The sequence below is a fragment of the Pantoea sp. EKM103V genome (assembly GCF_011800365.1).
GTDB classification, from domain to species: domain Bacteria; phylum Pseudomonadota; class Gammaproteobacteria; order Enterobacterales; family Enterobacteriaceae; genus Pantoea; species Pantoea anthophila.
Genome location: NZ_JAALFQ010000012.1, coordinates 76,912 through 103,308, shown reverse-complemented (window position 1 = coordinate 103,308; position 26,397 = coordinate 76,912). Strand labels below are relative to the sequence as shown.

Annotated in this window: 26 protein-coding genes; 8 read left to right on the top strand and 18 right to left on the bottom strand. The window is 55.2% G+C overall.

What is annotated here, in order from left to right; all coding sequences use genetic code 11:
- The first annotated feature begins 56 nt into the window (after positions 1-56).
- Genes yihX through fabY form a run of 4 tightly spaced genes read left to right on the top strand, consistent with a single transcriptional unit; the run spans position 57 to position 2,964 of the window.
- Entirely contained in the window at positions 57-653 is a 597-nt protein-coding gene (gene yihX, locus HFD97_RS19350) for a glucose-1-phosphatase (protein ID WP_140029965.1), read from the top strand.
- Between the two features lie 3 nt (positions 654-656).
- Complete coding sequence (locus tag HFD97_RS19345; RefSeq protein ID WP_009088146.1) at positions 657-1,526, top strand: virulence factor BrkB family protein; 870 nt, start codon at positions 657-659, stop codon at positions 1,524-1,526.
- A complete protein-coding gene (dtd, locus tag HFD97_RS19340) occupies positions 1,523-1,960 on the top strand; it encodes a D-aminoacyl-tRNA deacylase (RefSeq protein ID WP_009088144.1) in 438 nt (145 codons plus the stop codon). Before HFD97_RS19345 ends, dtd begins: the two co-directional genes overlap by 4 nt.
- Before the next feature lie 56 nt (positions 1,961-2,016).
- Entirely contained in the window at positions 2,017-2,964 is a 948-nt protein-coding gene (gene fabY / locus HFD97_RS19335) for a fatty acid biosynthesis protein FabY (protein ID WP_009088141.1), read from the top strand.
- Positions 2,965-2,996: 32 nt separating this feature from the next.
- On the opposite strand, the gene HFD97_RS19330 is transcribed toward fabY, so the two are convergent.
- The 7 genes from HFD97_RS19330 to gmk form a co-directional block, all read right to left on the bottom strand.
- Complete coding sequence (locus HFD97_RS19330; protein ID WP_167432392.1) at positions 2,997-4,676, bottom strand: AsmA family protein; 1,680 nt, start codon at positions 4,674-4,676, stop codon at positions 2,997-2,999.
- A 118-nt stretch (positions 4,677-4,794) separates the two neighbouring features.
- Entirely contained in the window at positions 4,795-6,168 is a 1,374-nt protein-coding gene (locus HFD97_RS19325; RefSeq protein WP_167432391.1) for a uracil-xanthine permease family protein, read from the bottom strand.
- Positions 6,169-6,272: 104 nt separating this feature from the next.
- Positions 6,273-8,351 (bottom strand): ATP-dependent DNA helicase RecG, encoded by a 2,079-nt coding sequence (gene recG, locus HFD97_RS19320; protein ID WP_140029963.1) that lies wholly within the window; start codon positions 8,349-8,351, stop codon positions 6,273-6,275.
- Positions 8,348-9,046 (bottom strand): tRNA (guanosine(18)-2'-O)-methyltransferase TrmH, encoded by a 699-nt coding sequence (trmH, locus tag HFD97_RS19315; RefSeq protein WP_009088135.1) that lies wholly within the window; start codon positions 9,044-9,046, stop codon positions 8,348-8,350. Before trmH ends, recG begins: the two co-directional genes overlap by 4 nt.
- 3 nt (positions 9,047-9,049) lie before the next feature.
- Positions 9,050-11,155 carry a bifunctional GTP diphosphokinase/guanosine-3',5'-bis pyrophosphate 3'-pyrophosphohydrolase gene (gene spoT, locus HFD97_RS19310; protein ID WP_009088134.1) on the bottom strand — a complete coding sequence of 702 codons (2,106 nt, stop codon included), beginning with the start codon at positions 11,153-11,155 and terminating at the stop codon, positions 9,050-9,052.
- Between the two features lie 20 nt (positions 11,156-11,175).
- Positions 11,176-11,451, bottom strand: a complete 276-nt coding sequence (gene rpoZ / locus HFD97_RS19305) for a DNA-directed RNA polymerase subunit omega (protein ID WP_003851346.1) — start codon at positions 11,449-11,451, stop codon at positions 11,176-11,178.
- Between the two features lie 54 nt (positions 11,452-11,505).
- The gene (gene gmk / locus HFD97_RS19300; RefSeq protein ID WP_009088132.1) at positions 11,506-12,129 is read right to left on the bottom strand and encodes a guanylate kinase; all 624 of its coding nucleotides are present in this window, start codon (positions 12,127-12,129) and stop codon (positions 11,506-11,508) included.
- Positions 12,130-12,368: 239 nt separating this feature from the next.
- Between gmk and ligB the strand changes: the two genes are divergently transcribed.
- A complete protein-coding gene (gene ligB / locus HFD97_RS19295; RefSeq protein WP_167432390.1) occupies positions 12,369-14,120 on the top strand; it encodes an NAD-dependent DNA ligase LigB in 1,752 nt (583 codons plus the stop codon).
- On the opposite strand, the gene HFD97_RS19290 is transcribed toward ligB, so the two are convergent.
- The 9 genes from HFD97_RS19290 to HFD97_RS19250 all read right to left on the bottom strand — a co-directional run bounded on the left by HFD97_RS19290 (position 14,058) and on the right by HFD97_RS19250 (position 22,351).
- A complete protein-coding gene (locus HFD97_RS19290; protein ID WP_167432389.1) occupies positions 14,058-14,675 on the bottom strand; it encodes a trimeric intracellular cation channel family protein in 618 nt (205 codons plus the stop codon). The genes ligB and HFD97_RS19290 overlap by 63 nt on opposite strands.
- Positions 14,676-15,107: 432 nt before the next feature.
- Positions 15,108-15,752: an oligosaccharide flippase family protein gene (locus HFD97_RS19285; protein WP_111207998.1), complete on the bottom strand. Its 645-nt coding sequence runs from the start codon at positions 15,750-15,752 to the stop codon at positions 15,108-15,110.
- 762 nt (positions 15,753-16,514) lie between these two features.
- Complete coding sequence (locus HFD97_RS19280; protein WP_009088126.1) at positions 16,515-16,910, bottom strand: hypothetical protein; 396 nt, start codon at positions 16,908-16,910, stop codon at positions 16,515-16,517.
- Between the two features lie 135 nt (positions 16,911-17,045).
- Positions 17,046-18,188, bottom strand: a complete 1,143-nt coding sequence (locus HFD97_RS19275; protein ID WP_167432388.1) for an alanine racemase — start codon at positions 18,186-18,188, stop codon at positions 17,046-17,048.
- A gap of 218 nt (positions 18,189-18,406) precedes the next feature.
- Positions 18,407-19,330 (bottom strand): kdo(2)-lipid IV(A) palmitoleoyltransferase, encoded by a 924-nt coding sequence (gene lpxP, locus HFD97_RS19270; RefSeq protein WP_167432387.1) that lies wholly within the window; start codon positions 19,328-19,330, stop codon positions 18,407-18,409.
- Positions 19,308-19,484 (bottom strand): hypothetical protein, encoded by a 177-nt coding sequence (locus HFD97_RS19265; RefSeq protein ID WP_158000249.1) that lies wholly within the window; start codon positions 19,482-19,484, stop codon positions 19,308-19,310. The genes lpxP and HFD97_RS19265 overlap by 23 nt, the downstream gene beginning before the upstream one ends.
- A gap of 414 nt (positions 19,485-19,898) precedes the next feature.
- Positions 19,899-20,378 (bottom strand): DUF943 family protein, encoded by a 480-nt coding sequence (locus tag HFD97_RS19260; RefSeq protein ID WP_009088120.1) that lies wholly within the window; start codon positions 20,376-20,378, stop codon positions 19,899-19,901.
- The gene (locus HFD97_RS19255) at positions 20,378-21,190 is read right to left on the bottom strand and encodes a DUF3289 family protein (RefSeq protein WP_167432386.1); all 813 of its coding nucleotides are present in this window, start codon (positions 21,188-21,190) and stop codon (positions 20,378-20,380) included. The genes HFD97_RS19260 and HFD97_RS19255 overlap by 1 nt, the downstream gene beginning before the upstream one ends.
- A gap of 297 nt (positions 21,191-21,487) precedes the next feature.
- Positions 21,488-22,351, bottom strand: a complete 864-nt coding sequence (locus HFD97_RS19250; protein ID WP_009088118.1) for a YicC/YloC family endoribonuclease — start codon at positions 22,349-22,351, stop codon at positions 21,488-21,490.
- A gap of 158 nt (positions 22,352-22,509) precedes the next feature.
- On the opposite strand from HFD97_RS19250, the gene HFD97_RS19245 reads away from it, so the two are divergent.
- Positions 22,510-22,935, top strand: a complete 426-nt coding sequence (locus HFD97_RS19245; protein ID WP_140029957.1) for a DUF3574 domain-containing protein — start codon at positions 22,510-22,512, stop codon at positions 22,933-22,935.
- A gap of 35 nt (positions 22,936-22,970) precedes the next feature.
- Here the strand turns inward: HFD97_RS19245 and HFD97_RS19240 are convergent, their stop codons facing one another.
- Positions 22,971-24,155, bottom strand: a complete 1,185-nt coding sequence (locus HFD97_RS19240) for a NupC/NupG family nucleoside CNT transporter (protein ID WP_167432385.1) — start codon at positions 24,153-24,155, stop codon at positions 22,971-22,973.
- Positions 24,156-24,305: 150 nt separating this feature from the next.
- On the opposite strand from HFD97_RS19240, the gene rph reads away from it, so the two are divergent.
- Both rph and pyrE read left to right on the top strand, forming a co-directional pair.
- Positions 24,306-25,022, top strand: a complete 717-nt coding sequence (rph, locus tag HFD97_RS19235) for a ribonuclease PH (protein WP_009088115.1) — start codon at positions 24,306-24,308, stop codon at positions 25,020-25,022.
- 49 nt (positions 25,023-25,071) lie between these two features.
- Entirely contained in the window at positions 25,072-25,713 is a 642-nt protein-coding gene (pyrE, locus tag HFD97_RS19230; protein ID WP_009088114.1) for an orotate phosphoribosyltransferase, read from the top strand.
- Between the two features lie 28 nt (positions 25,714-25,741).
- On the opposite strand, the gene slmA is transcribed toward pyrE, so the two are convergent.
- On the bottom strand, positions 25,742-26,338 hold the full coding sequence (gene slmA, locus HFD97_RS19225; RefSeq protein ID WP_009088113.1) for a nucleoid occlusion factor SlmA: 597 nt from the start codon (positions 26,336-26,338) through the stop codon (positions 25,742-25,744).
- Positions 26,339-26,397: the final 59 nt, after the last annotated feature.

Below are 26,397 nucleotides of genomic sequence, written 5' to 3'. Positions count from 1 at the left end.
CAGCCTGCGTTTTTGCCGCTAGAGTGAATACTCCAGGGAACCGAAGGAGGCGCACCATGCTGTATATCTTTGATTTAGGCAATGTGATTATCGATATCGACTTTAACCGCGTGCTGGGCGTCTGGAGTGACCTTAGCCGTGTGCCGCTGGCCTCACTGCAAAGCCATTTCCGGATGGATGAGGCGTTCGAACAGCATGAACGCGGTGAGATCAGCGATGAAGATTTTGCGCTGGCCCTCTGCGAAAAGCTGGAGATCGCTCTCAGCTATGAACAGTTTGCCGCGGGCTGGCAGGCGGTGTTCGTTGACGTGCGTCCGGAAACGCTGGCGCTGATGAACCGGCTGCGGCTGGAGGGGCATCGGGTCGTGATCCTCTCCAATACCAATAAGCTGCACTGCGCCTTCTGGCCGACGCAGTACCCCGACGTGCAGCAGGCGGCTGACAAGCTCTACCTGTCACAGGAGCTGGGCATGCGGAAGCCGGAAGCCCGCATTTATCAGCATGTGCTGGATGCGGAAGGGGTAACGGCCGAGCAGGCGGTCTTTTTTGATGATAATGCAGAAAATATCGAGGCGGCCCGGGCGCTGGGTATCGAAAGCGTGCTGGTGACGGACAGCCGCACGGTTCCCGACTGGTTTGCAGGTCGACAGTAACGCATGAAGTCACGAACATTTCGTCCCGGGCTGCATGCCTTCTGGCTGTGGCTCAGGCTGCTGTGGAAACGCATTGACGAAGATGGCATGACAACCCAGGCGGGCAACCTGGCCTATGTCTCACTGCTGGCGCTGGTGCCGCTGATTGCGGTGGTGTTTGCGCTGTTTGCGGCGTTTCCGGTCTTCTCCGACATCAGCGTGCAGCTGAAGCAGTTTGTCTTCAACAACCTGATGCCCGCCGCAGGCAATACGCTGCAACGTTATCTTGAGCAGTTTGTGGCTAACGTCAACCGGATGACGGCGGTCGGGGCCGTCGGCCTGATTGTGACCGCCCTGCTGCTGATGCATTCGGTCGATACCGCGCTGAACACCATCTGGCGCAGCCACAAGAAGCGGCCGATGGTTTACTCTTTTGCGGTCTATTGGATGATCCTGACTCTCGGCCCGCTGCTGGCCGGTGCCAGCCTGGCGATCAGCTCCTATCTGCTGTCGCTGCGCTGGATTAATGCCACCGGAGTCACCAGCCTGGTTGATCAGATGCTGCGTATTTTTCCACTTCTGCTCTCGTGGCTCGCCTTCTGGCTGCTCTACAGTATTGTGCCCACCCAGCGCGTGCCGCCGCGTGATGCGCTGATTGGTGCACTGGTCGCCGGGGCGCTGTTTGAGCTGGGCAAAAAGGCCTTTGCGCTCTATGTTACGATGTTCCCCTCTTATCAGTTGATCTACGGTGTTCTGGCCGTGATCCCGATTCTGTTTCTCTGGGTCTACTGGACCTGGTGTATTGTGTTGCTGGGCGCTGAAATAACCGTGACGTTAGCCGATTACCGGCAGCTGAAACAGCAGCACAAAGATGAGCAACGCGAGGAAAGATGATTGCATTGATTCAGCGCGTAACGCGCGCCAGCGTCAGCGTCGATCAGGATGTGACCGGTGAAATTGGTGCCGGACTACTGGTCCTGCTGGGGGTGGAGAAGGGCGATGACAATGCGCGTGCGGAACGTCTCGCAGAACGCGTACTGGGCTATCGCATCTTTAGTGATGAGCAGGGCAAAATGAACCTGAGTCTCCGCCAGACGGGGGGAAGCGTGCTGGTGGTGTCCCAGTTTACGCTGGCTGCTGACACGCAAAAGGGGATGCGCCCCTCCTTTTCTGGTGGCGCCGAGCCGGCTGAGGCTGAGCGTCTGTATGAGTACTTCAGCGACTGCTGTCGGCAGCAGGGCATTACCACGGCGAATGGCCGTTTCGCGGCAGATATGCAGGTTTCACTGGTGAACGATGGTCCGGTGACGTTCTGGTTACAGGTGTGAGATCGTCAGCTGAGCGGCAGGGAACAGGCCACACCTCCGAGCGGGAGAAACATTTTATGTATCACCTTCGTGTGCCTCAGACAGCGGAAGAGCTGGATATCTACTATCAGTTCCGCTGGGAAATGTTACGTAAACCGCTGCGTCAGCCGCAGGGGTCTGAACGTGACGCCTGGGATGCCTTAGCGCATCATCAGATGGTGGTGGACGAGCAGGGAAATCCGGTCGCCATCGGTCGTCTCTACATTAATGCCGACAACGAGGCCGCGATCCGCTTCATGGCCGTTCATCCCTCCGTGCAGGGCAAAGGGCTGGGAACGCTGGTGGCAATGACGCTGGAGTCAGTGGCGCGTCAGGAAGGCGCCAAGCGGGTGACCTGCAGTGCCCGGGAAGATGCTGTCGCTTTCTTCGCGAAACTCGGCTACGTCAATCAGGGCGAGATAACCGCGCCGCAGACCACACCGGTTCGTCACTTTCTGATGATTAAGCCGGTCATTACGCTGGATGACATTCTGCACCGCGCCGACTGGTGCGGGCAGCTGCAACAGGCCTGGTACGATCACATCCCGCTCAGCGAGAAGATGGGGGTCCGCATTCTGCAGTTTACCGGGCAGAAATTTATTACCACTATGCCCGAGGCGGGCAACCAGAATCCGCACCATACCCTGTTCGCCGGCAGCCTCTTTTCGCTGGCAACACTGACCGGCTGGGGCTTGATCTGGTTGCTGCTGCGCGAGCGTCATCTCGGTGGAACGATTATTCTGGCAGATGCCCACATTCGCTATAGCCATCCCATCAGCGGGCGGCCCGGCGCGATTGCCGATCTGGGCTCATTGAGCGGCGATCTCGATCGTCTGGCGCGTGGCCGTAAAGCGCGCGTGCAGCTTGAAGTGGAGCTGTTCGGCGATGATGAGTGTGGCGCAGTGTTTGAAGGCGTTTATATCGTGCTGCCCGCCGATCCCGACGGACCGCTGGAAGAGGGCGGTTCCGGCGCACGTATCAATTAATCAGCAGGGCCGCACCCGCGGCCCTGCTGCGATTATCGGACCTCACCGGCCTGCATGGTCTGCTGCAGCTGCTGACTGTCGGTTGTCACCGACAGCGTGCCATTTACCGTCGGACGCAGTGGCTGATCAGCGCGTAACGCACCGCTGAGTTGCAGCTGCATATTGCTGTCTCCCGTTAGCGGCAACGCGGGCCATCCCCAGTTCTGCAATACGTTCACCGGCACCGCACGGCCGGTCAGCTGCAGCGTCAGCGGACGGGCGGATTGCTGGCCCACGCTGGCCGTTCCTTCGAGCAGTCCCTTGTTACTGAACGCGCTCAGCTCCGTTACCTGAATCTGCTCTGCGTCAGCACTCAGCGCAATGGATGGGTGACGCAGATCGGTACGGTTAAAGGTGGACTCCGCCGCATTCAGGCTCAGCTTACCCGACCAGATCCCCCACTGATGCTGCTGCGCCAGTCGCAGATTCTCACCCGTACCATCCAGTGATGTCAGCTGGAAAGGAAAGGCCGGATTGATATCGATAATCAGGTTCCGGTTCGACATAAAACGCGTCACCTCTACACTATCCACCCACGCGGGCAGGGTTGCCTGCCAGCGGTCGCGCCAGTCCTGCGGCAGGGTATATTCCAGCCCGGCAACGGCCAGATTTTTCAGGGTCAGGCGTTTATCGCTGCGCGACCAGTCACCGTCAGCCCGAATCACACCGTTCGCCCAGCGTGAACTGAACTGCGTCAGTGCGATGCCCTGCGGAGAAAAATCCAGGTTAACGATAGGGTCGTTAAGCTCGAAACCCCCGTTGATAAAATTGCTGGCATTTAGCGCCAGTGAACCATCATTACTCTGCCAGTCGTCTCCCTGCCAGTTAACGTTTCTCAGCGTCAGGTCGAGGTCGGTTACCGCCCAGTCCGGTCCCTGCAGACGGGCATCGGTCAGATCGAGGCGCGTAATCGCGATGGAGGGAACCACCTGCAGGCTGTGCAGGAAATCTTTCAGGCTGCTGGCGGTCTGCAGACGGATATCGTTCAGTCGCAACTGGTTAATTTTCCAGTTGCCCTGGGCATCCCGTTCACCGTTACCGGTCATGGAGCCGCGCGCCAGATCGGCACCGATGTTGTCAAAGCGCATCCGGCCCTGGGAAACACTTCCCTGAATCAGTACGTTCTCGCCCGCCACATTGTTCAGCGTCATGCTGCCGGCGCTCATCTGGAAGCGGGCATCGCGGCCCAGCATATCGCGGGCGGTCGGTTTCCACGGCAGAATGCCGCCATTCACCTGCTGAGCAAACAGCGGTAACGCGCTGCCGGGGCTGTCGAGACGCATGTTATTGAGTTGCAGGCGGTCAGCCTGAATCGGAAGCGCGCTGTCTGGCGTCAGGTTGGCCAGATTCACTTCCCCGTCGCGCAGCTCAAGGCTGCTGAAATGCAGCGGGTCGCTGAACTGAATCAGGGCCAGACCGAGATCGACCCGCTTTGCTACCAGCACCGCCGGCTGCCCATCGTGACCAAAGCTGAAATCATCCAGAATGATGTGAGAGGGCGAGGAGAAATTGTGTTCAATTTTACTCAGGGAGAGATGCCATTCGGTTTTGTCGCTCACCCACCGGCTAAACCAGCCTGCACCCCACTGTGTCTGCAGCAGCACATAGATCACCACCAGGGTGAAAAGCAGCAGTAACAGTATGGTGAGGAAAAACTTTCCAAGAAATTTCATCGCATCCTTCCCGCGTTCAATCCGGTGAGAGGTTGTTATGCCTGAATTACCGTTACAGCTCAACAGCCTGGATGTAAATACGAAGAAATAGCAGGCAGGCCGAAGCCTGCCCGTGGACTTACTTCTCTGGCGGGAAAATCAGGTTGAGCAGGATAGCGGTAATACCGCCCGCGGCAATGCCCGAAGAGAGCAGGGTTTTCAGCCAGTCAGGGGCAAACTGCAGGATCAGTGGCTGCTGGGAAACACCCAGGCCCACGGCCAGCGACAGCGCGATAATCATGATGGCGCGGCGGTTGAGCGGCTCGCGTGACACGATGCGAACGCCCGATGCAGCAATGGTGCCGAACATCACAATGGTGGCACCGCCAAGCACCGGCTCAGGGATCAGCTGCACCAGACCACTGACCGCCGGGAACAGCCCCAGCACAATCAGCATCAGCGCCACCACAAAGCCCACGTAGCGGCTGGCCACGCCGGTTAACTGAATCACCCCGTTATTCTGTCCGAAGCAGGAGTTAGGGAAGGTGTTAAACAGCGCAGAGACAAAGGAGTTCAGGCCATTCGCCAGCACGCCGCCCTTCAGGCGTTTCATATAGAGAGGGCCGCTCACCGGCTGCTCTGATACATCCGAGGTGGCCGTGATGTCGCCGATAGTCTCCAGTGAGGTCACCATAAACACCAGCATCAGCGGGATGAGCAGGTTCCAGTCAAAGCCCAGTCCGTAATAGAGCGGGCTGGGCACCCTGATCAGCGGTTGATCGGTCGGGAGACCTGAGCCAGGCAGCATGCCCATGGCCCAGGCCAGCAGATAGCCGACCGCCATCGCAATCACCAGGGAGGCGACACGCAGGTAAGGGTTTTTCTGCCGGTTAAGCAGCACGATCACCAGCAGCACCGCGCCAGCCAGCATCAGGTTTTTCGGCGCGCCAAAGGTGTGATCGTTAATCGCACCGAATCCCCCGCCGATAGAGGTGAGTCCCACCTGAATCAGCGACAGGCCGATAATCATTACCACGATACCGGACACCAGCGGGGTAATGATCCGGCGTGCCAGGTGGAGAACACGGGACAGCACCATTTCAGTACAGGAGGCCACCATCAGCGTACCAAACAGGGCCGCCATCATGGTGGGAACATCCGCACCGCCGTTTTTCAGCGCCATCCCCCCCATGATTAAGGGGGTGACGAAGTTGAAGCTGGTTCCCTGAATCGACAGCAGGCCCGAACCGACCGGCCCCCAGGTTTTGATCTGCAGCAGTGATGCCACACCCGAGGCAAACAGCGACATGCTGATAATGTGCCGGGTGTCTTCTGCGGGCAGGCCCAGTGCCTGACAGATCAGTATCGCGGGCGTGATGACGGCAACAAACATGGCCAGCAGATGCTGAGCGGCAGCAAACAGCGTCTGCGGAAGGGGAGGACGATCGTCGAGGCGGTAAATCAGTTCGCTTTGCAGGGCGTAGGGCTGGTCTGGCTGCGGATTGGTGGACATCTTCTGCTCTTCCCGAAAAAGTGTGTGGCGATTGTAATCATCCGCAGGCCAAAAGCAATCGTTTGCCCGGCTAAGTGAAAAGTGGGTGCGGGCAGGGGCGTGACTCAGACGTTGGTATAACGGGTATTTTCAGGCAGCCAGCGTTCAATCAGGGCGCTGGCCTGTTCGGGATAGTGCTGGTGGATGTGACGCGCGACACGCTGAACTTCGGGCACCATCGCCTGATCGCGCAGCAGGTCGGCCACTTTAAACTCGGCGTTACCGGTCTGGCGGGTGCCCAGCAGCTCACCTGGCCCGCGGATCTCCAGATCGAACTGGGCAATGACAAAGCCATCGTTGCTGTCTCGCAGCACCTGCAAACGCTTCTGCGCCGTCTTGCTGAGCGGCGCTTTGTAGAGCAGCACACAGTGTGAGGCTACCGCACCGCGACCGACCCGGCCCCGCAGCTGATGCAGCTGTGCCAGGCCTAACCGTTCCGGATTCTCAATAATCATCAGGCTGGCGTTAGGCACGTCTACCCCGACTTCAATCACGGTGGTCGCCACCAGCAGTTGCAGCTCGTTCGCTTTAAATGCCTGCATCACCGCCTGTTTCTCTGCGGGTTTCATCCGGCCATGCACCAGGCCTATATTCAACGCAGGCAGCGCCGTTTTAAGGGCTTCCCAGCTCGCCTCTGCCGCCTGCGCCTCCAGTAATTCTGACTCTTCAATCAGGGTGCAGACCCAGTAGGCCTGACGCCCTTCGCGGCAGGCGTGTTCCACCCGTGCGACGATCTCATCCCGCCGGGAGTCGGGAATGGCCACGGTGGTCACCGGTGTGCGTCCCGGCGGCAGCTCGTCGATGGTTGAGGTATCCAGATCGGCATAGGCGGTCATCGCCAGGGTGCGCGGAATGGGGGTGGCGGTCATGATCAGCTGATGCGGATGGAAACCCTGCTCCTCACCTTTTTCCCACAGCGCGAGGCGCTGGTGGACGCCGAACCGATGCTGTTCATCAATGATGACCAGCGCCAGTCCCTTAAACTGCACCTGTTCCTGAAACAGAGCATGGGTGCCGACGACCATCGCCACCTGACCGCTGGCGATCGCTTCCTGCTGCGCCTGACGCGCTTTGCCTTTCTGTTTCCCGGCCAGCCAGCCGACTTCAATTCCCAGCGGTGCAAACCACTGACGGAAGTTACTGGCGTGCTGTTCAGCCAGCAGTTCGGTCGGTGCCATCAGCGCCACCTGTTTACCGTGGGCGATCACGTTCAGCGCAGCGAGCGCAGCCACCAGCGTCTTGCCTGAGCCAACATCACCCTGCACCAGCCGCATCATCGGAAAGTCATTCGCCAGATCGTTTTCTATCTCCGCCACCACGCGCTTCTGCGCCTGGGTGGGCGAGAAGGGCAGCGCGGCCAGCAGCTGGTCACTCAGGTTATGGCGCGGCGGCATGGGCAACGCATAATAGCGCTGCGCACCGGCGCGCACCGCCAGCATACTCAGGTTGTGCGCCAGCAGCTCTTCCAGAATCAGGCGGCGCTGGGCCGGATGGCGGCCACTCTCCAGTTCGCTGAGCCGGAGGTCGGGCGGTGGGCGATGCAGCGTGCGTAAAGCATCGGGCAGGCTGATCAGACCGCCGCTCAGCTCCTGCGGCAGCAGTTCGGCTATCGGGCAGCTCTCCAGCAGCGTCAGCGCCTGATCGGTCAGATTACGCAGCGTGGCCTGGCGGATACCTTCGGTGGTGGGATAAACCGGCGTTAAGGTCTCTTCCAGCGTCACACTGCTCTGTTCGCCCTGGATGCGGTATTCAGGATGGATAATCTCAGCACCACGCTGGCCGCGCTTGATTTCACCATAGGCGGTAACGTGACGACCCGGCGACAGGTTGTTCTTCATACCGGCATTGAAATTGAAGAAGCGCATGGTCAGCACGCCGCTGCCATCGCTGATCTGGCAGACCATCATCCGGCGGCGACCAAAGGTGATATCCGTGTGCAGCACTTCGCCTTCTACGGTGGCCCAGATGCCAGGCAGCAGATCGTTAATGGCATAGAGCTGAGTGCGGTCTTCGTAGCGCAGCGGGAGATGAAGCAGAAGATCCTGGATGGTGTGCAGGCCTATTCTGGCCAGCTTTGCTGCCTGGCTGGCACCGACGCCGGTCAGGGTACTGAGCGGGATGGCATCCAGCAGACGGCCTTTCATCGTCTTTTACCGGTCGATTGCATCGTCGCCCACCAGCTGGGATCGGCGTCGACTTCGCCCTGGGCGTTGATACGCGGATAGGGCAACCCTTTCTGTCTGGCGACGCGTGCCAGCACCGGGAATCCGCCTTCGAACAGCAGGCGCTGCTGTTCCTCTTCGTCCAGCAGGCTGTAGTCGCGCAGATAGAGCCCCGCATTCTGCCGCTGCCGCTGTGCTTCGTACAGGATCAGCGCGCAGGCGACCGAGACATTCAGCGACTGAACCATCCCCACCATCGGAATAACGATCTGCCGATCGGCCAGCGCCAGTGCTTCTTCGGTAATCCCGGTTTTTTCCTGTCCCATCAGGATGCAGGTCGGCAGGGTGTAATCGATCTCGCGGAAATCAACGGCATCCGCAGAGAGATGGGTCGCTAAAACCTGCATCTTCTGCTGTTTAAGCTGCTTTACGGCATCGCCGATGGTGGGATGGGTGACCACTTTCACCCAGCTGTTGCTGCCGGCAGAGGCAGAAGCCTGCGTGCGCATCCGCTGGCTGGGCCAGACCGCATGCACTTCGTGGATGCCCACGGCGTCGGCCGTGCGGATCACTGCGGAAACATTGTGCGGCTTATGCACCTGCTCCATACAGACCGTGAGATCGTGCTGGCGCAGTGCCAGCATCGCCTGAATCCGGGCAAAACGTTGATCGTTCATGCACTAATTACGGTTACGGTGGACTTTAATCACATCCGGCATCACGCGGATTTTCCGCATAATGTTGGCCAGATGGACGCGGTCACGCGCGGTCAGGCGGATAAAGGCGCTGTAAACGCGGCCATCGCGCTCTTCGGTATTCAGGCTCTGAATATTCGAGCCGGCGGTATTAATCGCCGCCGTCAGGTTAGCCAGCGCGCCCTGATGGTTAAACATGTCGACCTTGATCTCCGCCACGAACTCCTGCTCGGTGACTTTGTCCCACTCGACCGGCATGAATTTTTCGGGCTCTTTCTGATAGCCGCGAATATTCCGGCAGGATTCGTGATGCACCACCAGCCCTTTTCCGGGGCTGACGTGGGCCACAATCGGGTCACCAGGAATAGGGCGGCAGCATTTGGCGAAGGTAATCAATACGCCATCAGCGCCCTTGATCGGCAGCTTACCGCGTTTGCTGTTGCTGATCGTCTTGTTGTCAGCCTGCAGCAGGTTCTTCGCCACCACCACGCTCATCGCGTTGCCCAGACCGATCTCGGCCAGCAGATCGTCGAGCGAGGTCAGCTTCATGCGATCCAGCTCCTGGCGGATATTCTCAGCCGGGATTTCAGCCAGTTTACGGCTGCCGCCCAGCGCATGGCTGAGCAGGCGGCGACCCAGATTGACCGAGTCTTCGCGCTTAAGATTTTTCAGCAACTGACGGATTTTGGCACGGGCTTTGGAGCTGACGACGAAGTTAAGCCAGGCGGCGTTAGGCCGGGCGCCTGGAGCGGTAATGATCTCAATCGTCTGCCCGCTGGTCAGCGGCTGCGACAGCGGATAAGGCTGGCGATCGACGCGCGCACCGACGCAGGCATGACCAATATCGGTGTGAACCGCATAGGCGAAGTCCACCGGTGTCGCGCCGGTGGGCAGTTCCACAATGCGGCCTTCAGGCGTAAAGACGTAGATCTCGTCAGGAAAGAGATCGGACTTCACGCTCTCAATAAATTCAAATGAGCTGCCCGCACTCTGTTGCAGCTCCAGCAGGCTTTGCAGCCAGCGCTGGGCGCGAATCTGTGCGGTGGTGCCACTTTCGCCCGCCTGTTTGTAGGCCCAGTGCGCAGCGACCCCCATCTCCGCCATCTGATCCATATCCTCGGTGCGAATCTGCACTTCAACCGGCACGCCGTGCGGGCCAATCATGGAGGTATGGAGCGACTGATAGCCGTTAGCTTTGGGGATGGCGATGTAATCTTTCACGCGACCGGGACGCGGCTTATAGAGGCTGTGCATCTGGCCCAGAACGCGATAGCAGGTATCCAGGTCTTTCACGATGACGCGAAAGGCGTAGATATCCATGATCGAGTGAAAACGCTGCTCTTTCAGCGTCATTTTGCGGTAGATCGAGTAAAGATGCTTTTCACGACCGCTGACGCGGCAGGGGATGCCCGCTTCCTGCAAACGGCCATCGATCTCAGAAAGAATCTTCTGGATCATCTCTTTACGGTTACCGCGCGCGGCTTTCACCACCTCTTTAATCACCCGATAGCGGTTCGGATAGAGGGCCTCAAAACCGAGCTCTTCCAGCTCCGTTTTCAGATGGTGAATACCCAGGCGGTGCGCCAGCGGACTGTAAATCTCTAACGTCTCCAGCGCAATGCGGCGACGTTTGTCCGGGCGTAATGACCCCAGGGTGCGCATATTGTGGGTGCGGTCAGCCAGCTTGATGAGAATGACGCGGATATCCTGCACCATCGCCATAATCATCTTGCGGAAGTTCTCTGCCTGCGCCTCTTTCTTGTCGCGGAATTTCAGCTTATCCAGCTTGGAAACGCCTTCGACCAGTTCCGCCACGCTTTTACCGAACAGCTGTTCCATGTCCTGGTAAGTGGCAGGCGTATCTTCGATGACGTCATGCAGCAGCGCGGCCATGAGGGTCTCATGGTCGAGCTTCATTTCCGCCAGAATACAGGCTACGGCAACCGGATGGGTGATATAAGGCTCACCGCTGGAGCGTGTCTGTCCCTCGTGGGCATCACGTGCGACAAGATAGGCTTGCTGGAGGCGCTTGATCTGCTCCTCTGGCAAGTATTTTTCAATCAGTTGATTGAGGCTCTCAAACAGATACAAGGGCGACCTGCAGGTGGCTGTTAACGACGACCTTCAGCGATAGCGGTAACGGCCTGTAACTCAGCGGCTTCCTGCTCTTGCTGTTCCTGACGATCACGCACATCTAAAATCTGATTGGTGACCAGACCTTCTTCGATTTCGCGCAGAGCGATAACGGTAGGTTTGTCGTTCTCTTCCGGAACCAGCGGATCTTTACCGCCAACCTGCATCTGACGTGCACGACGTGCAGCGACCAACACCAGGTCAAAACGATTACCAACTTTTTCTACTGCGTCCTGAACGGTTACGCGTGCCATAGGTGTGCTACTCCACAGATGAAGAAATGACTGCGCATCATACTGAAACTGTATTCAGACTGCCAACAGTTTGCTGATTAAAGCATCGTGACGCGCCTTCTGACGTGCCATGCGCAGACGTTCTGCGCGAATGATGGTTTTCAGATCGGACAGCGCCAGATCGAAATCATCATTCACAATTAAATAGTCATATTCGGCGTAGTGGCTCATTTCCGCGACGGCCTGCGCCATGCGGCGCGTGATGACCTCTTCGCTGTCCTGGCCACGACCGCGCAGACGGCGATCGAGCTCTTCTTTCGACGGCGGCAAAACGAAGATGCTGCGTGCGCCGGGCATTTTTGCGCGAATCTGCTGCGCGCCCTGCCAGTCGATATCGAGAAAAACATCCACGCCGGTCGCCAGCACCTGCTCAATTGCCTGACGTGAGGTGCCGTAGTAATTGTCGAAAACTTTAGCATGTTCGAGAAAAGCTTCTTCCTCGATCATCCGCTCAAATTCATGTTTTTCAACAAAGAAGTAGTGTTCGCCATGGGTTTCACCCGGACGCATACCGCGCGTCGTGTGCGAAACAGAGACCTGCGTGTCATACAACGGCTGGGTCTTTAACAGTGCCTGAATCAGGCTGGATTTACCTGCGCCGCTGGGAGCAGAAACAATATAGAGCGTGCCTTGAGCCATGGTTTTCTTGAATTGATTAAAAGCGGAGTCGATTTCCTGCACAGTATACACAGCTTCCGGTTGCCACGCAGCGTTTGCGCAGCGGCAATAGCCAGTTTTTGCGCATCCTGACGCAATGACCTGTCGTGCCGCTGCAATAGCGGGCAGATGACGACAGCCTCTCTTCCATCATTCTTCATCGCCGCTGGCTGGTGCTGATGGCCTGAGGTTGAATGCCATAAAACTTCAGGAGAGAGAAGATGAAAGGAGTTGGCTGGAGGCTGTTTGGGGTGGCGCTGGGGTTCGTCCTCTGTCCGGCGCACAGCGCCCTGTGTCCGGTCTGGACCCCCATCCGGGCGGAGAATGAGATCGCTCGCCTGCAGCAGCAGCTGCAACACTGGGACGAGGCCTACTATCAGCAGGGGCAGAGCCCGGTGGCGGACAGCGATTACGATGCGCTGCAGCAGCGCCTGAATCACTGGCAGCACTGCTTCAGTCCTTTGCAGCCTGCCTATACACCGCAACTGCCGCACAAGGGAGAGCATCTGCATCCGGTTGCGCATACCGGCGTGAAAAAGCTGCGGGACAAGCTGGCTCTGGCCTACTGGATGCAGGGACGGCACGATCTCTGGGTACAGCCGAAAGTCGATGGCATTGCTGTTTCGCTGGTTTATCGCCAGGGCCGGCTGGTTTCCCTGTTGAGTCGCGGCGATGGCTTACGCGGTGAAGAGTGGCTGAGTAAAGCCGCTGAGATTCCGGCGATCCCACAGCATATCGACACCCGCCTTGATGAGGTGGTGCTGCAGGGTGAGCTCTTCCTGTCGATGACCGGTCATCAGCAGGCAACGGATGGCGGCAGGAATGCGCGCGCGCAGGTGGCGGGTGCCATGATGAGCAAAACGCGGGCTCCGCTGCGGCAGTCGCTCGATATCTTTATCTGGGCCTGGCCCGATGGTCCCGCCGCAATGACGGAACGCCTGCAGCAACTCAGCCGCTGGGGACTGGGTGTGGCGGAAAAATGGAGTCACCGGGTAAACGACGAAGAGGATGTCGCCGCCTGGCGAACGCGCTGGTTCCATGCTGCGCTGCCTTTTGTGACTGACGGTGTGGTGGTACATCAGGCCCGGCGACCTGCGGGTAAAAACTGGCTGCCGGGCGAGGGGAGCTGGGCCGTTGCCTGGAAATATGATCCTCCTGAAGTGAGCGCGGAAGTGCTTTCGGTCGATTTCCCCATCGGCCGGACCGGGAAAATCGCGGCGGTTCTCAATCTGCAGCCGGTTCAGCTGGATGATAAGACCGTCAGACGGGTCAGCATCGGATCGCTGCGTCGCTGGCAGGAGATGGACATCGTTGCAGGCGATCTGATTACGCTGAGCCTGGCGGGCCAGGGTATTCCCCGGCTGGAGCGGGTGATCTGGCGCGTGGCAGAAAGGCACTACCCTCAGCCTCCCGATGTGGCGCGCTACACGCCGCTGAGCTGTTTCACCTTCAGTGCCGCATGTCAGAAACAGCTGCTGGCAAAATTACGCTGGCTCAGCCAGAAAGCGGTGCTGAATATTCCGGGCGTAGAGCGCAGCACCTGGCTGCGCTTACTGGAAAGCGGCGCAATGACGCACCTCTTTGGCTGGCTGACGTTAACACCGGAACAGATCGCCGCCGCAACAGGCCTCTCTCCGGAACGGGCAAAGGCAATCTGGCACCGCTTTAATCTCACCCGCCAGCAGCCCCTTCGCCGCTGGGTGGCGGCGTCAGGCGTTTCGCTACCACGCAAGGCGCTGAACACGCTGCCCGACAGGCAGTGGGAAAGCTTAACGCAGCGGGATGTGGCGGGCTGGCAGGCGCTACCGGGCGTTGGCGCAGCACTGGCCCGGCGCCTCGTTGCGCAGTTTCATGATGCCCGGCTGCAGGCCGTGATCGCGTTCCTGCAGCAGCAGAACATCCCCGCTTCCTCAATGCTCGGGATGGGGATAGTTGAAAATGGGCAAACCGAGACGGAAGCGCAGCGCCAGTAAGCGCGCAAAGAATCCGAACAGCAGAGTAATGATGATGACGGCTTCATGCGCCAGGGTTGTTTTCAGCAGCAGGATATACATCCAGCCCGAGGCGAAGGCGATACCGGCGTAGAGCTCTTTCTGAAACACCAGCGGAATGCGATTACAGAACATGTCGCGCAATACGCCGCCGAAGACACCGGTAATAACCGCGCTGATGGCGGCAATAATCATGGCATGTCCGGAATCCAGTGCAACCTGTGCGCCAATGATGGAGAAGACCACCAGGCCCAGCGCATCCAGCACCAGAAACACTTTGCGCAGGTGCGTCATCAGGGGAGCCACGAATGTCGTCACCACCGCTGCTGCCGCAACGATCATGATGTATTCAGGATGCTTCACCCAGCTCAGCGGATAGTGACCGAGCAGAATATCGCGCACCGACCCGCCGCCAATGGCGGTCACCGAGGCGATAATAATGACGCCGAACAGATCCATTTTGCGGCGACCGGCCGCCAGCGCGCCGGTCATGGCTTCGGCGGTAATACCAATGATGTAGAGAACAGTCAGTAACATAGCAGGCTCCAGTGAGACGGCGACAAGGCTACGCCATTGCCTTAGCGCCAGCGACTGAGATTTTCTGGCGTCCGGCGTCCGGGATGAGCGCAGTTTATACCAGCCAGCCACGACGTCAGCATATAAAGGCTCTCTGACGAGCGGACTGTGCTGAACGCATGAGAAAATCTGAGATGAAGGCGCAGAGATCCGGGGCATGTTTCTGTCCGGATTGCGCTTACGCAGAACGGGGTATACCGTGACCGCAAAGGCTTTTTCGCTACCCGGCGGAGATTCGTCCGGACAGGAAGGAATAAGCAGAGGTGAGGATAGAGGAAATAACCGGTCAGAGGGAAAAGATATCCGGCGCAATAAAAAAGAAAGGCGTGCTGGTTAACAGCACGCCAACGCATCGTTTCGGATGCTCAGAGCCCACCTAACAGACTTATTATATTATTTGTTTCTTGCACGAATTTTAGCAAAGGCATTCAGGCTAAAACGATATTCTGGCTGGAACCATGAACGACCGTAGTAGCAGTAAATCAGCATGCGAATAGACGCCATCGCCAGATAACCCCAGATTGCACATAATACGGAAGGTGTCAGCCAGACGGTAAATAAGGTCACGCCCAGTCCGGCCAGTACTGACGATGTTTCCGCAAAGGCGATACGGGTGTACTGTTTTTCGCGCTGTAATATCGCACGATAATGCTGGCCCTGTGGAATAATAATAAAGACCACTGAGACCATCTGCAGCATTAATGCCAGCTCGGGCTGATCAAACAGGTTACTGAGCAGATGGCTGCCAGAAAAGAGCAGGCCAAATATTGCCACACCCACCAGGACATTCCCCCAGTAAAGGATGGACAGATCATTGATCGAGAGCATGCAGCGGCGGATCAGTGAGTTTGAGAAGCCACGATCGGCCAGCGTATCGATAGCCAGCAGAGCAATCACGGCGATCGCCAGCAGGTTCAGTTCGTTTGCCTGCAGAATCTGCGCCAGCAACGAAAGTTGCAGAACGCCGATGCCAATAATTTTAATGGAAGAGAGCAGAGACCATTTTGCGCTATTAAGACTGCTTTCGCGTATTGCCATAATATACTCGTTAGAGTCCGGCGACTCTGTGAGAATGTTGTCTTTGTGCAACGGCAAGAGATGATTGCTGTGACACCGTTAATGAGTGCAATTCTTTCTGAGCGGAGTCCTGGAAAAATTTATCAGGCTTGCCCTGTTATTATGTGCTGCTTTAAATAATCCCGGAAAGTATCCCTGGTAAAGTCCCTGTTTCGTGTCATGGCGGAATTCCCTGCTATCACAAAGAATTCCGCCAGATCACGAATAAATCCTGTTGTTGTTTTATATTCTCCTGCCAGCATCCTTGCGGCAAACTCAACGCTTTCATTTAACGATGCGCTGAGCGGTCCATGACTTTTTACTGCTTTATCATTATGGTTATTGCTGTGTGTGAAATGATTTATACATTGTTTTATTTAATTTAACACCATAAGAAAAGTCTGATAACGGGGCCGCAGAAATAAATGGTTTCACTTTGTGCATGATAAATATTAAATCCTCAGTGGTGGCATAATAAACGCCGATTAAGGATTAATGTGTGCAGGAAACAATCAAAACATGCAGGAGACATTAAAAGCCCTGAAATCCCGGGGAATCCCTGCTTCTGACAGGGTTTTCCCAGGAATTTTCCTGGAAGGGAAGCTTAAGCAGGGTTGTTACTAATGGTGAAGGCGCGGTCACCAATCAGATAAGTGCTTTATGCTTTCTCCGCGCAAAATTTTCTGTTTTTTTTCATTACCGGCCAGCCATAATTACAGAAAGAAATCGCGCTAAGTTATTGATTTACTGAGTCAGCAGATGATTGAGTTTTTCCAGATCGTTGCTAACCCATTCAATATCCTGCTTAAATTTCTCATCAGAGGTAAATGGCTGGCGATAGACCGTCACCATCACTTCGGCGCCCTGTTCATTCGCTATCACGCGCATAGGCACGTAGATCTCTCTGCCAGAGCCGCTATCAATCCAGTGATCCATCACACCAAACGGATTATGGGGCGAGAAACGGAGCTTCACATTTCCCTGCGGGCCTTTAGCACGCCAGCGATTGCCATCAGGTTCTAACGCGCTGTGCGTCAGGCCGGAAGCCCACTTAGGAAAAAATTCGGGCTTCCAGATGGTTTCATAGAGATCTAACCAGTGGCGCGGAATCGTCAGGCTCAGCGTGCGCGAGGAGAGCATATAACCTCCGGGGGAGAAGCAAAAATGCATTAAAGCACGGCCACCGGTATGTTAAAACGTTGTAACAACAGAAGTGTGGTGCTGGCAGGGTTTCGTACAGGGCGCAGACAGCGTAAGGCGCTGTCTGCAACAGATTTAGATGAAGTTACCGCGCGCAGACACCGCCTGGTCTTCACTCTGGCCGGTGGCGTGACGCAGAACAAAGCCATCTGACTGGGCCATTACGGCGCAACTGTGATTGGGGAAAATGCGCAGCAGCGTGCCGACTTCAGGGCGATGATGCTGATAGAGCAGGAACCCATGTTCTTCCGATAGTTTCGTAACCTCATAGGTCTGACCTGCTTCATCCACGGCAATGCCAAAGCCGCTGGCATTGGTGCCGTGCGGCCCTTTATCCGAACTCAGCATTTTTGATCCTGCATCCACAATCACAAAGTGATCGTTCACCGCGACCACACGGGTAATCACGCTCATTGCCAGCTGATCGACTTGGCTTAAACCGAGACGGCAGGCGGTCAGATCCAGCAGGGCATAATTGCCGGGCCGGATTTCCCTGGTGCCGGGCGCAATATCTGCCGCCAGCGCGGTCGGGGTTGAGCCGACAGAAACAGGGCAGTCGCCAAAACCGGCAGCCTGCAATTTTGCCTGCAGTCGCAGCATCAGGATCATTTCCTGTCGGGCAATCTCAGCAATGGCCGTAGCCTCACCGGCACCATAAGCGTGACCGGCATGCGACACCAGTCCGGCAAAACGTAACCCTTTGTCCTGCAAAGCCTGCGCTATCTCCACAGCTTCATCGCTCTCAGGGTTGACGCCAATCCGGTGTAAACCGACATCAACTTTAATCGCCACCGCCAGTTCGCATTGCGGTTGCTGCTGCCAGGCCGCAGCTATCGCCTCCACACCCTGCAGTCTGTCCGCAATCAGTGTGACTTTCGCCTGGTGTTGCACGGCGAGACGCAGTAATTCTGCCACGCTCTGTGGTTGCACCACCGGATAGGCTAACAGCAGATCGCGAATGCCGCCCTGAATGAAGGTGATGCCTTCACTGGGTTTAGAAACGGTGACGCCCTGTGCGCCGAGCGCAAGCTGCTGCTGAGCAATCCAGACGCTTTTATGCGTTTTGATATGAGGGCGAAGTGCAACGCCGGCCGCCTGTGCTTTTTGCTGCATCTGCTGCAGGTTCTGCTCCAGTCGCGCTGCATCCACTTCAATATAGGGGGTGAGGCGGTCATCAATCAGCGGCCGCTGCCACTGCTGTTTATCGTTGATATCCATATGAAGGTCCGGCCTTGAGGTAATAAGGGTATTTATGATTGCTGAATTAACGATCTGATACCAGTCTGCCCACTCGCCGCGTGAGGCCGGACAGCAGGAATGGCAGGAACGTGTTAAGCAAAGCCCGGCAGGGAACCGGAAGAGGACGCGAACGCCAGACCGCAGGAAGGAGAAGCTGAAAAAATAAAGCAGGCGCGTGGCCTGCTTTATCCGTTAATTCAGACGTAGAGCGATGCTTCGCCCGGTGGCCGGGTTTTGAAGCGACGATGCAGCCAGAGATACTGCTCGGGCGCACGCAGGATCTGATTCTCAATGACTTTATTCATATAAGCCGCCGCCGCTACCTCATCCGTATGCGGGTAATTTTCCAGCATCGGTTCAATGATCAGGTGGTAGCCATAATTATCGGGATTACGAATCAGCATAATCGGCACCATCGCGGGCTTCGCCAGACGCGACAGGACAAATGTCCCGTTGGTGGTGGCGGCTTTTTCTACCGCAAACAGTGGCGCAAAGGTGCTGCCTTTAGGGCCATAATCCTGGTCCGGTGCAAACCAGACTGATTCACCCTGTTTCAGCGCATGCACCATACCGCGCAGGTCGCGACGGTCGATCATCGCTTTGTTTGAGCGCATCCGACCCCGGGTCTGTACATACTCCATCGCCTGATTGTTATGCGGGCGATACATCGCCATCATCGGCTGGCAGAGACCGCTGATGCGACCGCCCAGTTCCAGCGACATGAAGTGCACGCCAATCAGCATCACGCCACGCTTTTCGTTCTGCGCCGCATGAAGATTCGCCATCCCGGTGACATTAAACAGACGCCTTACGGCACGATCGGACCAGAACCAGGCGATACCGGTTTCTGCCAGGGCCATGCCCAGCGAGGCAAAATTGCCGGCGATCATCGCCTCTGTTTTTTCTTCACTGATGCCCGGAAAGCAGAGTTCAATATTCCGGCGGGTGATGCGCTCGCGGCGCTGCAGGAAATGACGGGAGATCCTGCCTGCACCGGCACCCAGACGCATAAGAAGAGGGTAGGGGAGCTGGACGATGAGCCACAGCACACTAAGACCAAACCAGGTAAACCAATAACGCGGATGCAGCAGCGAGCTGCTAAATTTTCCGGTGTTTTTCATTAAAACCTTCATGAGATAAATGGATGCATCGCATAAAGAACACTTCCATAAAGTCTCCAGGCGCTACAGCTGTACTGATTTCGACCAGCACTTTATCAAAAAGTGCCTTCAAAGAAAGGGAAACTACTGACTCCACAGGATTGACCAGTTTCATGGAGCGAGCGCATTGAGGGTGTTCAGAAGAGGATTTTATAGAAAAGTCTCCTTAATTCAGTGCATTAGAAGATGTAGTTCTGAAAGGAAAAACGTGACAAATGACCGTTCAGGAACAGTCCGGAAATGATTATTTATCTATCTTTACGAAATTATGCGGCAGTTAAGCAGCACTATCCTTCTGTATACCACTACATCTCAGCCCACCTTGTACAAAATGTGAGTAAGCTGCCATCGCTGACGCTTACTCACTTTCCACCATATAAAGGCTTACTCAATATTAAGAATCTGAAGGTTGATTGTTTGAAATTAGTAATACATATCAATTAAGTGACTGATTTATTGTGATTTATTTGATTTTTCTCACTAAGTCACTCTTCAGTGAGCACTTCTACAATCTCGTCGGCTAACATGCTCACTTAATGGTTGTCGTAAATCGCTCACCTTTGACCAGTTCACCAGAAGGTTTTCGATAGTAAGACTCGCCATCAAGTCGGTAGTAAGTGTATCCATCTTTTGTTTTTGTGATGTCCATGATCCAGTTTGACTTGTCTATACAATTTTCATCTGATTTCATGTCATCAAAGCACAGTAAGTAGTCAGTGTCGTGGTCTGGAAAAGCACCTGAGTTTTTAGGAGCGAGCTTTTGATACTTACCATCGGATTTCCAGATTGAAACATTGTAGGTTTCACGGGAAAAAATGGTGTTGACTCCATTTTTATCCCACCATTTTATTTTATCACTATCTGAGAAAGGCATGTTTTTAACCAAAAAATCTTTTCTGGTATCAGAACCATGAATTGCTAGCACTTTTGGAGAATTAAAGAAGCTAACATAAAATAATGCTAACATTGTCAATGCCACTATGAAAACTGTACTCTTTTTGAATCTCATTAATTTCTCCTGCTATTTATTTCAAACTCAGCTTTCATATTTGTTAAGAAAGGTTTGAAAGCGAAGTGTTCCCATCTTTGAAGGACAAACCAAATACGAAACGCTCTGATAAAATGAAAATTAGGATTCATGATGTCATTTTTATCGAGGCCGAAATGATCTTGCCCTGTAAATGTTATTTTTGCTACATAACCATTATCAGTTATATCGAGCTGATTTATCTGTATGTTTGTAGCATGAATATCATGTATCGACATGCCTAATCCATTGAAGCTGTCAGCCCATCTATTGAACTTGGGAAGTATCGAATTTCTTAAAGCCTGTGTTATTAAATCTTTATCTGTATCTGATAAGCTTTTTTGTCCAGAAAACAAAATCTTATCTAATGAAGACTTAATTACAGTAAGGGGGGAAAGTGGCGAAGATTGTCCGCTCAAAATTAGATTTTTATATGCGCTATCAAGAAAAGGGCTGGAATAAATCTTTCCATTGCCGTGATAAAGATGCTTTACAAGATTGTTGAATATTTGGTGCTGTCCAAGATAATATGCAGGCATAGAAACACGAAGAAACTCATTGAAAAGAAGTTCAGCCATTTCTGCTCTGGATTTTTGACGGGTATCCCGGAATGAGTTGAAGATTGATACTTCTTTTCCAGTCCAGGGATCAACCACATCAGAAACATCATCCAGACCCAAATCGCCTCTGAGTTGCTTCTCAGTAAGATCACCACACTTCATATCATCAGTACTATAATCGTTAAACTTATGCTTTGTTTGATAGATCGTAGCAGGCAACGTTAATACTGACATGATAACCTCCTTGTGATATCAATATTTCGTACTCAATTTTAAAATTATTAAATATTTCAGAATCGCTACATCTGTAAAAACTGAACCCTTGTTTATTACAGTACAGCTCATAAAGCTACCACTCTAAAGATAGAACCGATCCCTGCAATGCTAAACGGCATAATTGAGAAAGTGAAGTGGTATGTGTCTCACTTTTCATTTTGATTCGGTTTTTCCTGCTGAATTAACCGGAACTCAGGACCTATTTAAAAGCCCATTTAACATGGGCTTATGGATATCGGTGGATAGATATAAATATTACTCGATGTTCTGAATCTGCTCGCGCATCTGCTCGATCAGCACTTTCAGCTCAATGGCTGAAGCGGTGATATCGGCGTTAATCGATTTTGACGCCAGCGTGTTTGATTCGCGATTAAACTCCTGCATCATGAAATCGAGACGACGGCCCACGGCCTCTTTCTTTTTCAGGATGTTGTAAGTCTCTTTAACGTGCGCATCCAGACGATCCAGCTCTTCAGCGACGTCAACACGCTGCGCCATCATCACCAGCTCCTGCTCAAGGCGATTATTTTCCAGCTGGACTTCCGCATCTTCCAGCTTAGCGACGAGGCGCTCGCGCTGCCATTTGATCACTTCAGGCATCTGTGCGCGAACCTTACTGACTTCCTGTGAAACGCCTTCCAGACGCTGTTCAATCATCGCTTTCAGCGCGGTGCCTTCGCTTTCGCGAGCTGCAACGAAGTTATCCAGCGCATTGTCCAGCGCCTGCAATAACTGCGTGTTGATGGCATCCAGATCCTGCTCCTGGGCAGACATCACGCCAGGCCAGCGCAGAATATCCAGCGGATTAATCGCGCCTTCATCGCTCTGCATTTTGACCCAGTTAGCGGCCTGAACCAGCTGTTTTGCCAGCGTTTCGTTCAGCATCAGCTCGCCCTGTGCGCTGGGATCGGCATCATAACGCAGGTTGCACTCGATTTTCCCGCGCGTCAGACGCTGGCGAATGCGCTCGCGGATAACCGGCTCCAGCCCGCGAAACTGTTCCGGCAGGCGAATGTAGGTTTCCAGATAACGCTGGTTCACGGAACGCAGCTCCCAGGCGGCGCTGCCCCATTCGCCTTTGGCTTCGCTGCGGGCATAAGCGGTCATACTGCGGATCATAAGTGGCACTCTTTTACGGAAAGATGGGTGAAGTATAGCGAGGCGAGCCACGGCATAACAGGCATAAGCGTCTCACAGGGCAATAACGAACGCTTTACGCCTTTAGTGACAGCCACTTATGATGACCACTGACCCCCCTGTGTGAGGATTACTGATCGATGTCTCGCGTGATTGCTCTTCCCGTTATGCTGGCGCTGCTGCTGTCAGGTTGCCAGACTCGCCATCCGGCACCCACTAAACCGCAACCGATCTGCGCAGGTGGCGACATGATGATGCAGACCACCTTGTGGTTTGGACTGAGCAAGCCCGATGGCGGTACGGTCAGCTCACTCGACTGGATGAACTTCGTGGACAATGAGGTCACGCCACGCTTCAAAGCGGGCCTGTCGGTCTATGACGCTAAAGGTCAGTGGCTGGGGGAAAACGGGAAGCTGGCAAGAGAGAACAGTAAAGCGCTGCTGCTGATACACGGCATCGATCCCGCCATCAACCATGATATTGAGGCGCTACGCAGCCTCTATAAAAAACGCTTTCATCAGGAGTCGGTCATGCGGGTGGATGCGCCCGTCTGTGTCGGGTTCTAGGGGGAAGGGGCGGCAGAGCCACCGCCCCTGCATCATCAGATAAACAGACCGGCAAAAGCCGCAGAAAGGAGGCTGACCAGCGTAGAGCCGTAAACCAGCTTCCAGCCAAAGCGGGACACCACATTACCCTGCGTCTCGTTCAGGCCTTTTATTGCTCCCGCCACGATGCCGATTGAAGCGAAGTTGGCGAAGGAGACCAGGAAGACCGACAGAATCCCCAGTCCGCGTGCGCTCATACCTGCCGCTACCTTCTGCAGCTCGATCATCGCCACAAACTCATTTGCCACCAGCTTGGTCGCCATAATAGTGGCCGCCTGCAGGGCATCGGCTTTGGGAATGCCAATCAGCCAGGCCAGCGGATAGAACAGATAGCCGAGCAGCTGCTGGAAGCTGTACCCGAACAGCGCCGCGAACAGCGCGTTAACGGCAGCAATCAGGGCGATAAAGCCAATCAGCATGGCCAGAATGATCATGGCCACTTTGAAACCCGCCAGAATGTACTCGCCGAGCATCTCGAAGAAACTCTGCTCTTCATGCAGTTTTTCCAGGGCGATAGGCTGCTCATCCTGCTGTTTCATCGGGTTGATGATCGACAGGATAATAAAGGTGCTGAACATGTTAAGCAGCAGTGCGGCAACCACATACTTTGCTTCGATCATCGACATGTAGGCGCCGACAATCGACAGCGACACGGTAGACATCGCGGTCGCCGCCATGGTGTACATCCGGCGCGGCGGAATATCACCGAGGATCCTTTTGTAGGCGATAAAATTTTCCGACTGACCGAGAATCAGCGTGCTGACGGCATTGAACGATTCCAGCTTGCCCATACCGTTAATTTTCGACAGCAGCGTCCCGAAAATACGGATCAGCAGCGGCAGGATACGCCAGTGCTGCAATATGCCGATCAGCGCGGAAATAAAGACAATCGGGCAGAGCACGCCGAGGAAAATAAAGGCCAGCCCCTGTTTGCTCATGCCGCCAAACACGAACTCCGTGCCCTGTGCAGCGAAGCCCAGCAATGTCTCAAAGAAGCCGGCGAACGAACTGACCAGCGCCAGCCCTCCGGCAGAGTGAAGGAAGAACCAACCCAGCGCGGCTTCCACCACAATCAGTTGAATAATAAAGCGCAGGCGAATCTGTTTACGGTCATGACTGACCAGCAGCGCAAGGGCGAAAATCACCACCAGCGCCAGCAGGAAATGAAGAATGGCGGCCATATGTCTTTTTAATCAGAGTGAAAGGAACGCGCATTTAGCCACAGCTGGCGCGGAATTTCATCTGGAGCCTGCGCCCGACCAGCGCAAGAGACAGCGGGCATGGAAGTCCGTATAATGCGCAGCCAATCATTAGCAAGCCGGAGATAACCCATGCGTCCAGCAGGCCGTCGCGCACAGCAGGTGCGTCCAGTCACATTGACCCGCAATTACACCAAACACGCAGAGGGTTCTGTTCTGGTGGAGTTCGGCGAAACGAAAGTGCTTTGCACTGCCTCCGTAGACGAAGGGGTTCCGCGTTTCCTTAAAGGGCAGGGCCAGGGCTGGATAACAGCTGAATATGGCATGCTGCCGCGTTCGACCCACAGCCGCATGGCGCGTGAGGCCGCAAAAGGCAAGCAGGGTGGTCGCACGCTGGAAATTCAGCGTCTGATTGCCCGCTCACTGCGCGCCGCCGTCGATCTGAAAGCGCTGGGAGAATTCACGATTACACTCGACTGTGACGTGATCCAGGCCGATGGCGGCACCCGCACCGCGTCCATCACCGGTGCCTGTGTGGCGCTGGCCGACGCGCTGAACAAACTGGTCGCCAGCGGCAAGCTGAAAGCCAATCCGATGAAAGGCATGGTCGCCGCTATTTCCGTAGGGATCGTGGCGGGCGAAGCGCTGTGCGATCTGGAGTATGTGGAAGATTCAGCCGCAGAAACCGACATGAACGTCGTGATGATGGAAGATGGCCGCATGATTGAGGTTCAGGGCACCGCCGAAGGCGAGCCGTTCAGCCATGAAGAGCTGCTGGCACTACTGGCGCTGGCACGCGGCGGAATTGAGGAGTTAATTCAGGCGCAGAAAGCGGCACTGAACAGTTGATGTAACAGGCGACCACAGAGTCGCCTTTTCTTTATTTGAGGAGTGAGAAATGAAAGCCTGGCAGCGTCAGTTTATTGAATTTGCCCTGAACAAACAGGTGCTGAAGTTCGGTGAGTTCACTTTAAAGTCCGGACGTAAAAGTCCCTATTTCTTTAACGCCGGTCTGTTTAACAGCGGACGGGATTTAGCGCTGCTGGGACGCTTCTACGCGCAGGCGCTGGTGGATGGCGCTGTCGATTTCGATCTGCTCTTTGGCCCGGCCTACAAAGGTATTCCGATTGCGACCACCACCGCGGTGGCGCTGGCCGATCATCATGACCGCGACGTGCCTTACTGCTTCAACCGCAAAGAAGCCAAAGATCACGGCGAAGGCGGCCTGCTGGTGGGCAGCCCGTTGCAGGGCAAAGTGATGCTGGTTGACGACGTGATCACTGCAGGTACGGCGATTCGTGAGTCGATGGATATCATTGGTGCGCACAACGCTACGCTGGCGGGCGTGCTGGTTTCGCTTGATCGTCAGGAGCGTGGCCGTGGTGACATGTCAGCCATTCAGGAAGTGGAACGTGATTATGGCTGTAAGGTGACGGCGATTATTACGCTGGCAGACCTGATTACGTGGCTGGAAGAGAAGCCGGAGATGGCCGATCACCTGGCTCAGGTGCGTGCCTATCAGCAGGCATACGGGATTTAACTTGGGCGGGCGCGATGCCCGCCTTTGCTCAGACCAGCTGGGCCGCGATAAGTGGCCAGCGGCTATCGAAGTCTGCGGTAGGACTGAAGCGAAACTCCGAGCGGACATAGCGCGACAGTAAGCCTTCACAAAAGGCCAGCAGCTGACTCGCCAGCAGCGCTTCATCAGCCTGAAAGGCTTCACCCTCACGCATTTTACGCTCACGCATGACCTGCCGCAGCTGCACTTCAATCCGCTCAAACAGCTGGTTGATGCGTCCCTGCAGCCGGTCCTGCTCAAACATCAGCGCATGACCGGTCAGAATGCGCGTCAGTCCCGGATTACGCTCACCAAAACCCAGAATCAATTGCACGATCAGACGCAGCCGCGTCATGGTCTCTTTTTCATCTTTGAGGATCAGATTGATGCGGGTAATGAGACTGTCTTCGATAAACTCGATCAGACTGTCGAACATCCGTGTTTTGCTGGGAAAGTGACGATAGAGCGCCGCTTCGGATACGCCTACATTGGCTGCCAGTTTGGCTGTGGTAATACGCTGACTGCCATCACCGGACTGCAGCATCTGCGCCAGCGCCTGCAAAATCTCTTCACGACGATTTCGCTTCACGACTTTTTTTTCTGCCATGACCTTAAAAACCCCTGAAATTCACCTGAAACAGGCAACACCTACGCATCTGCCACAAG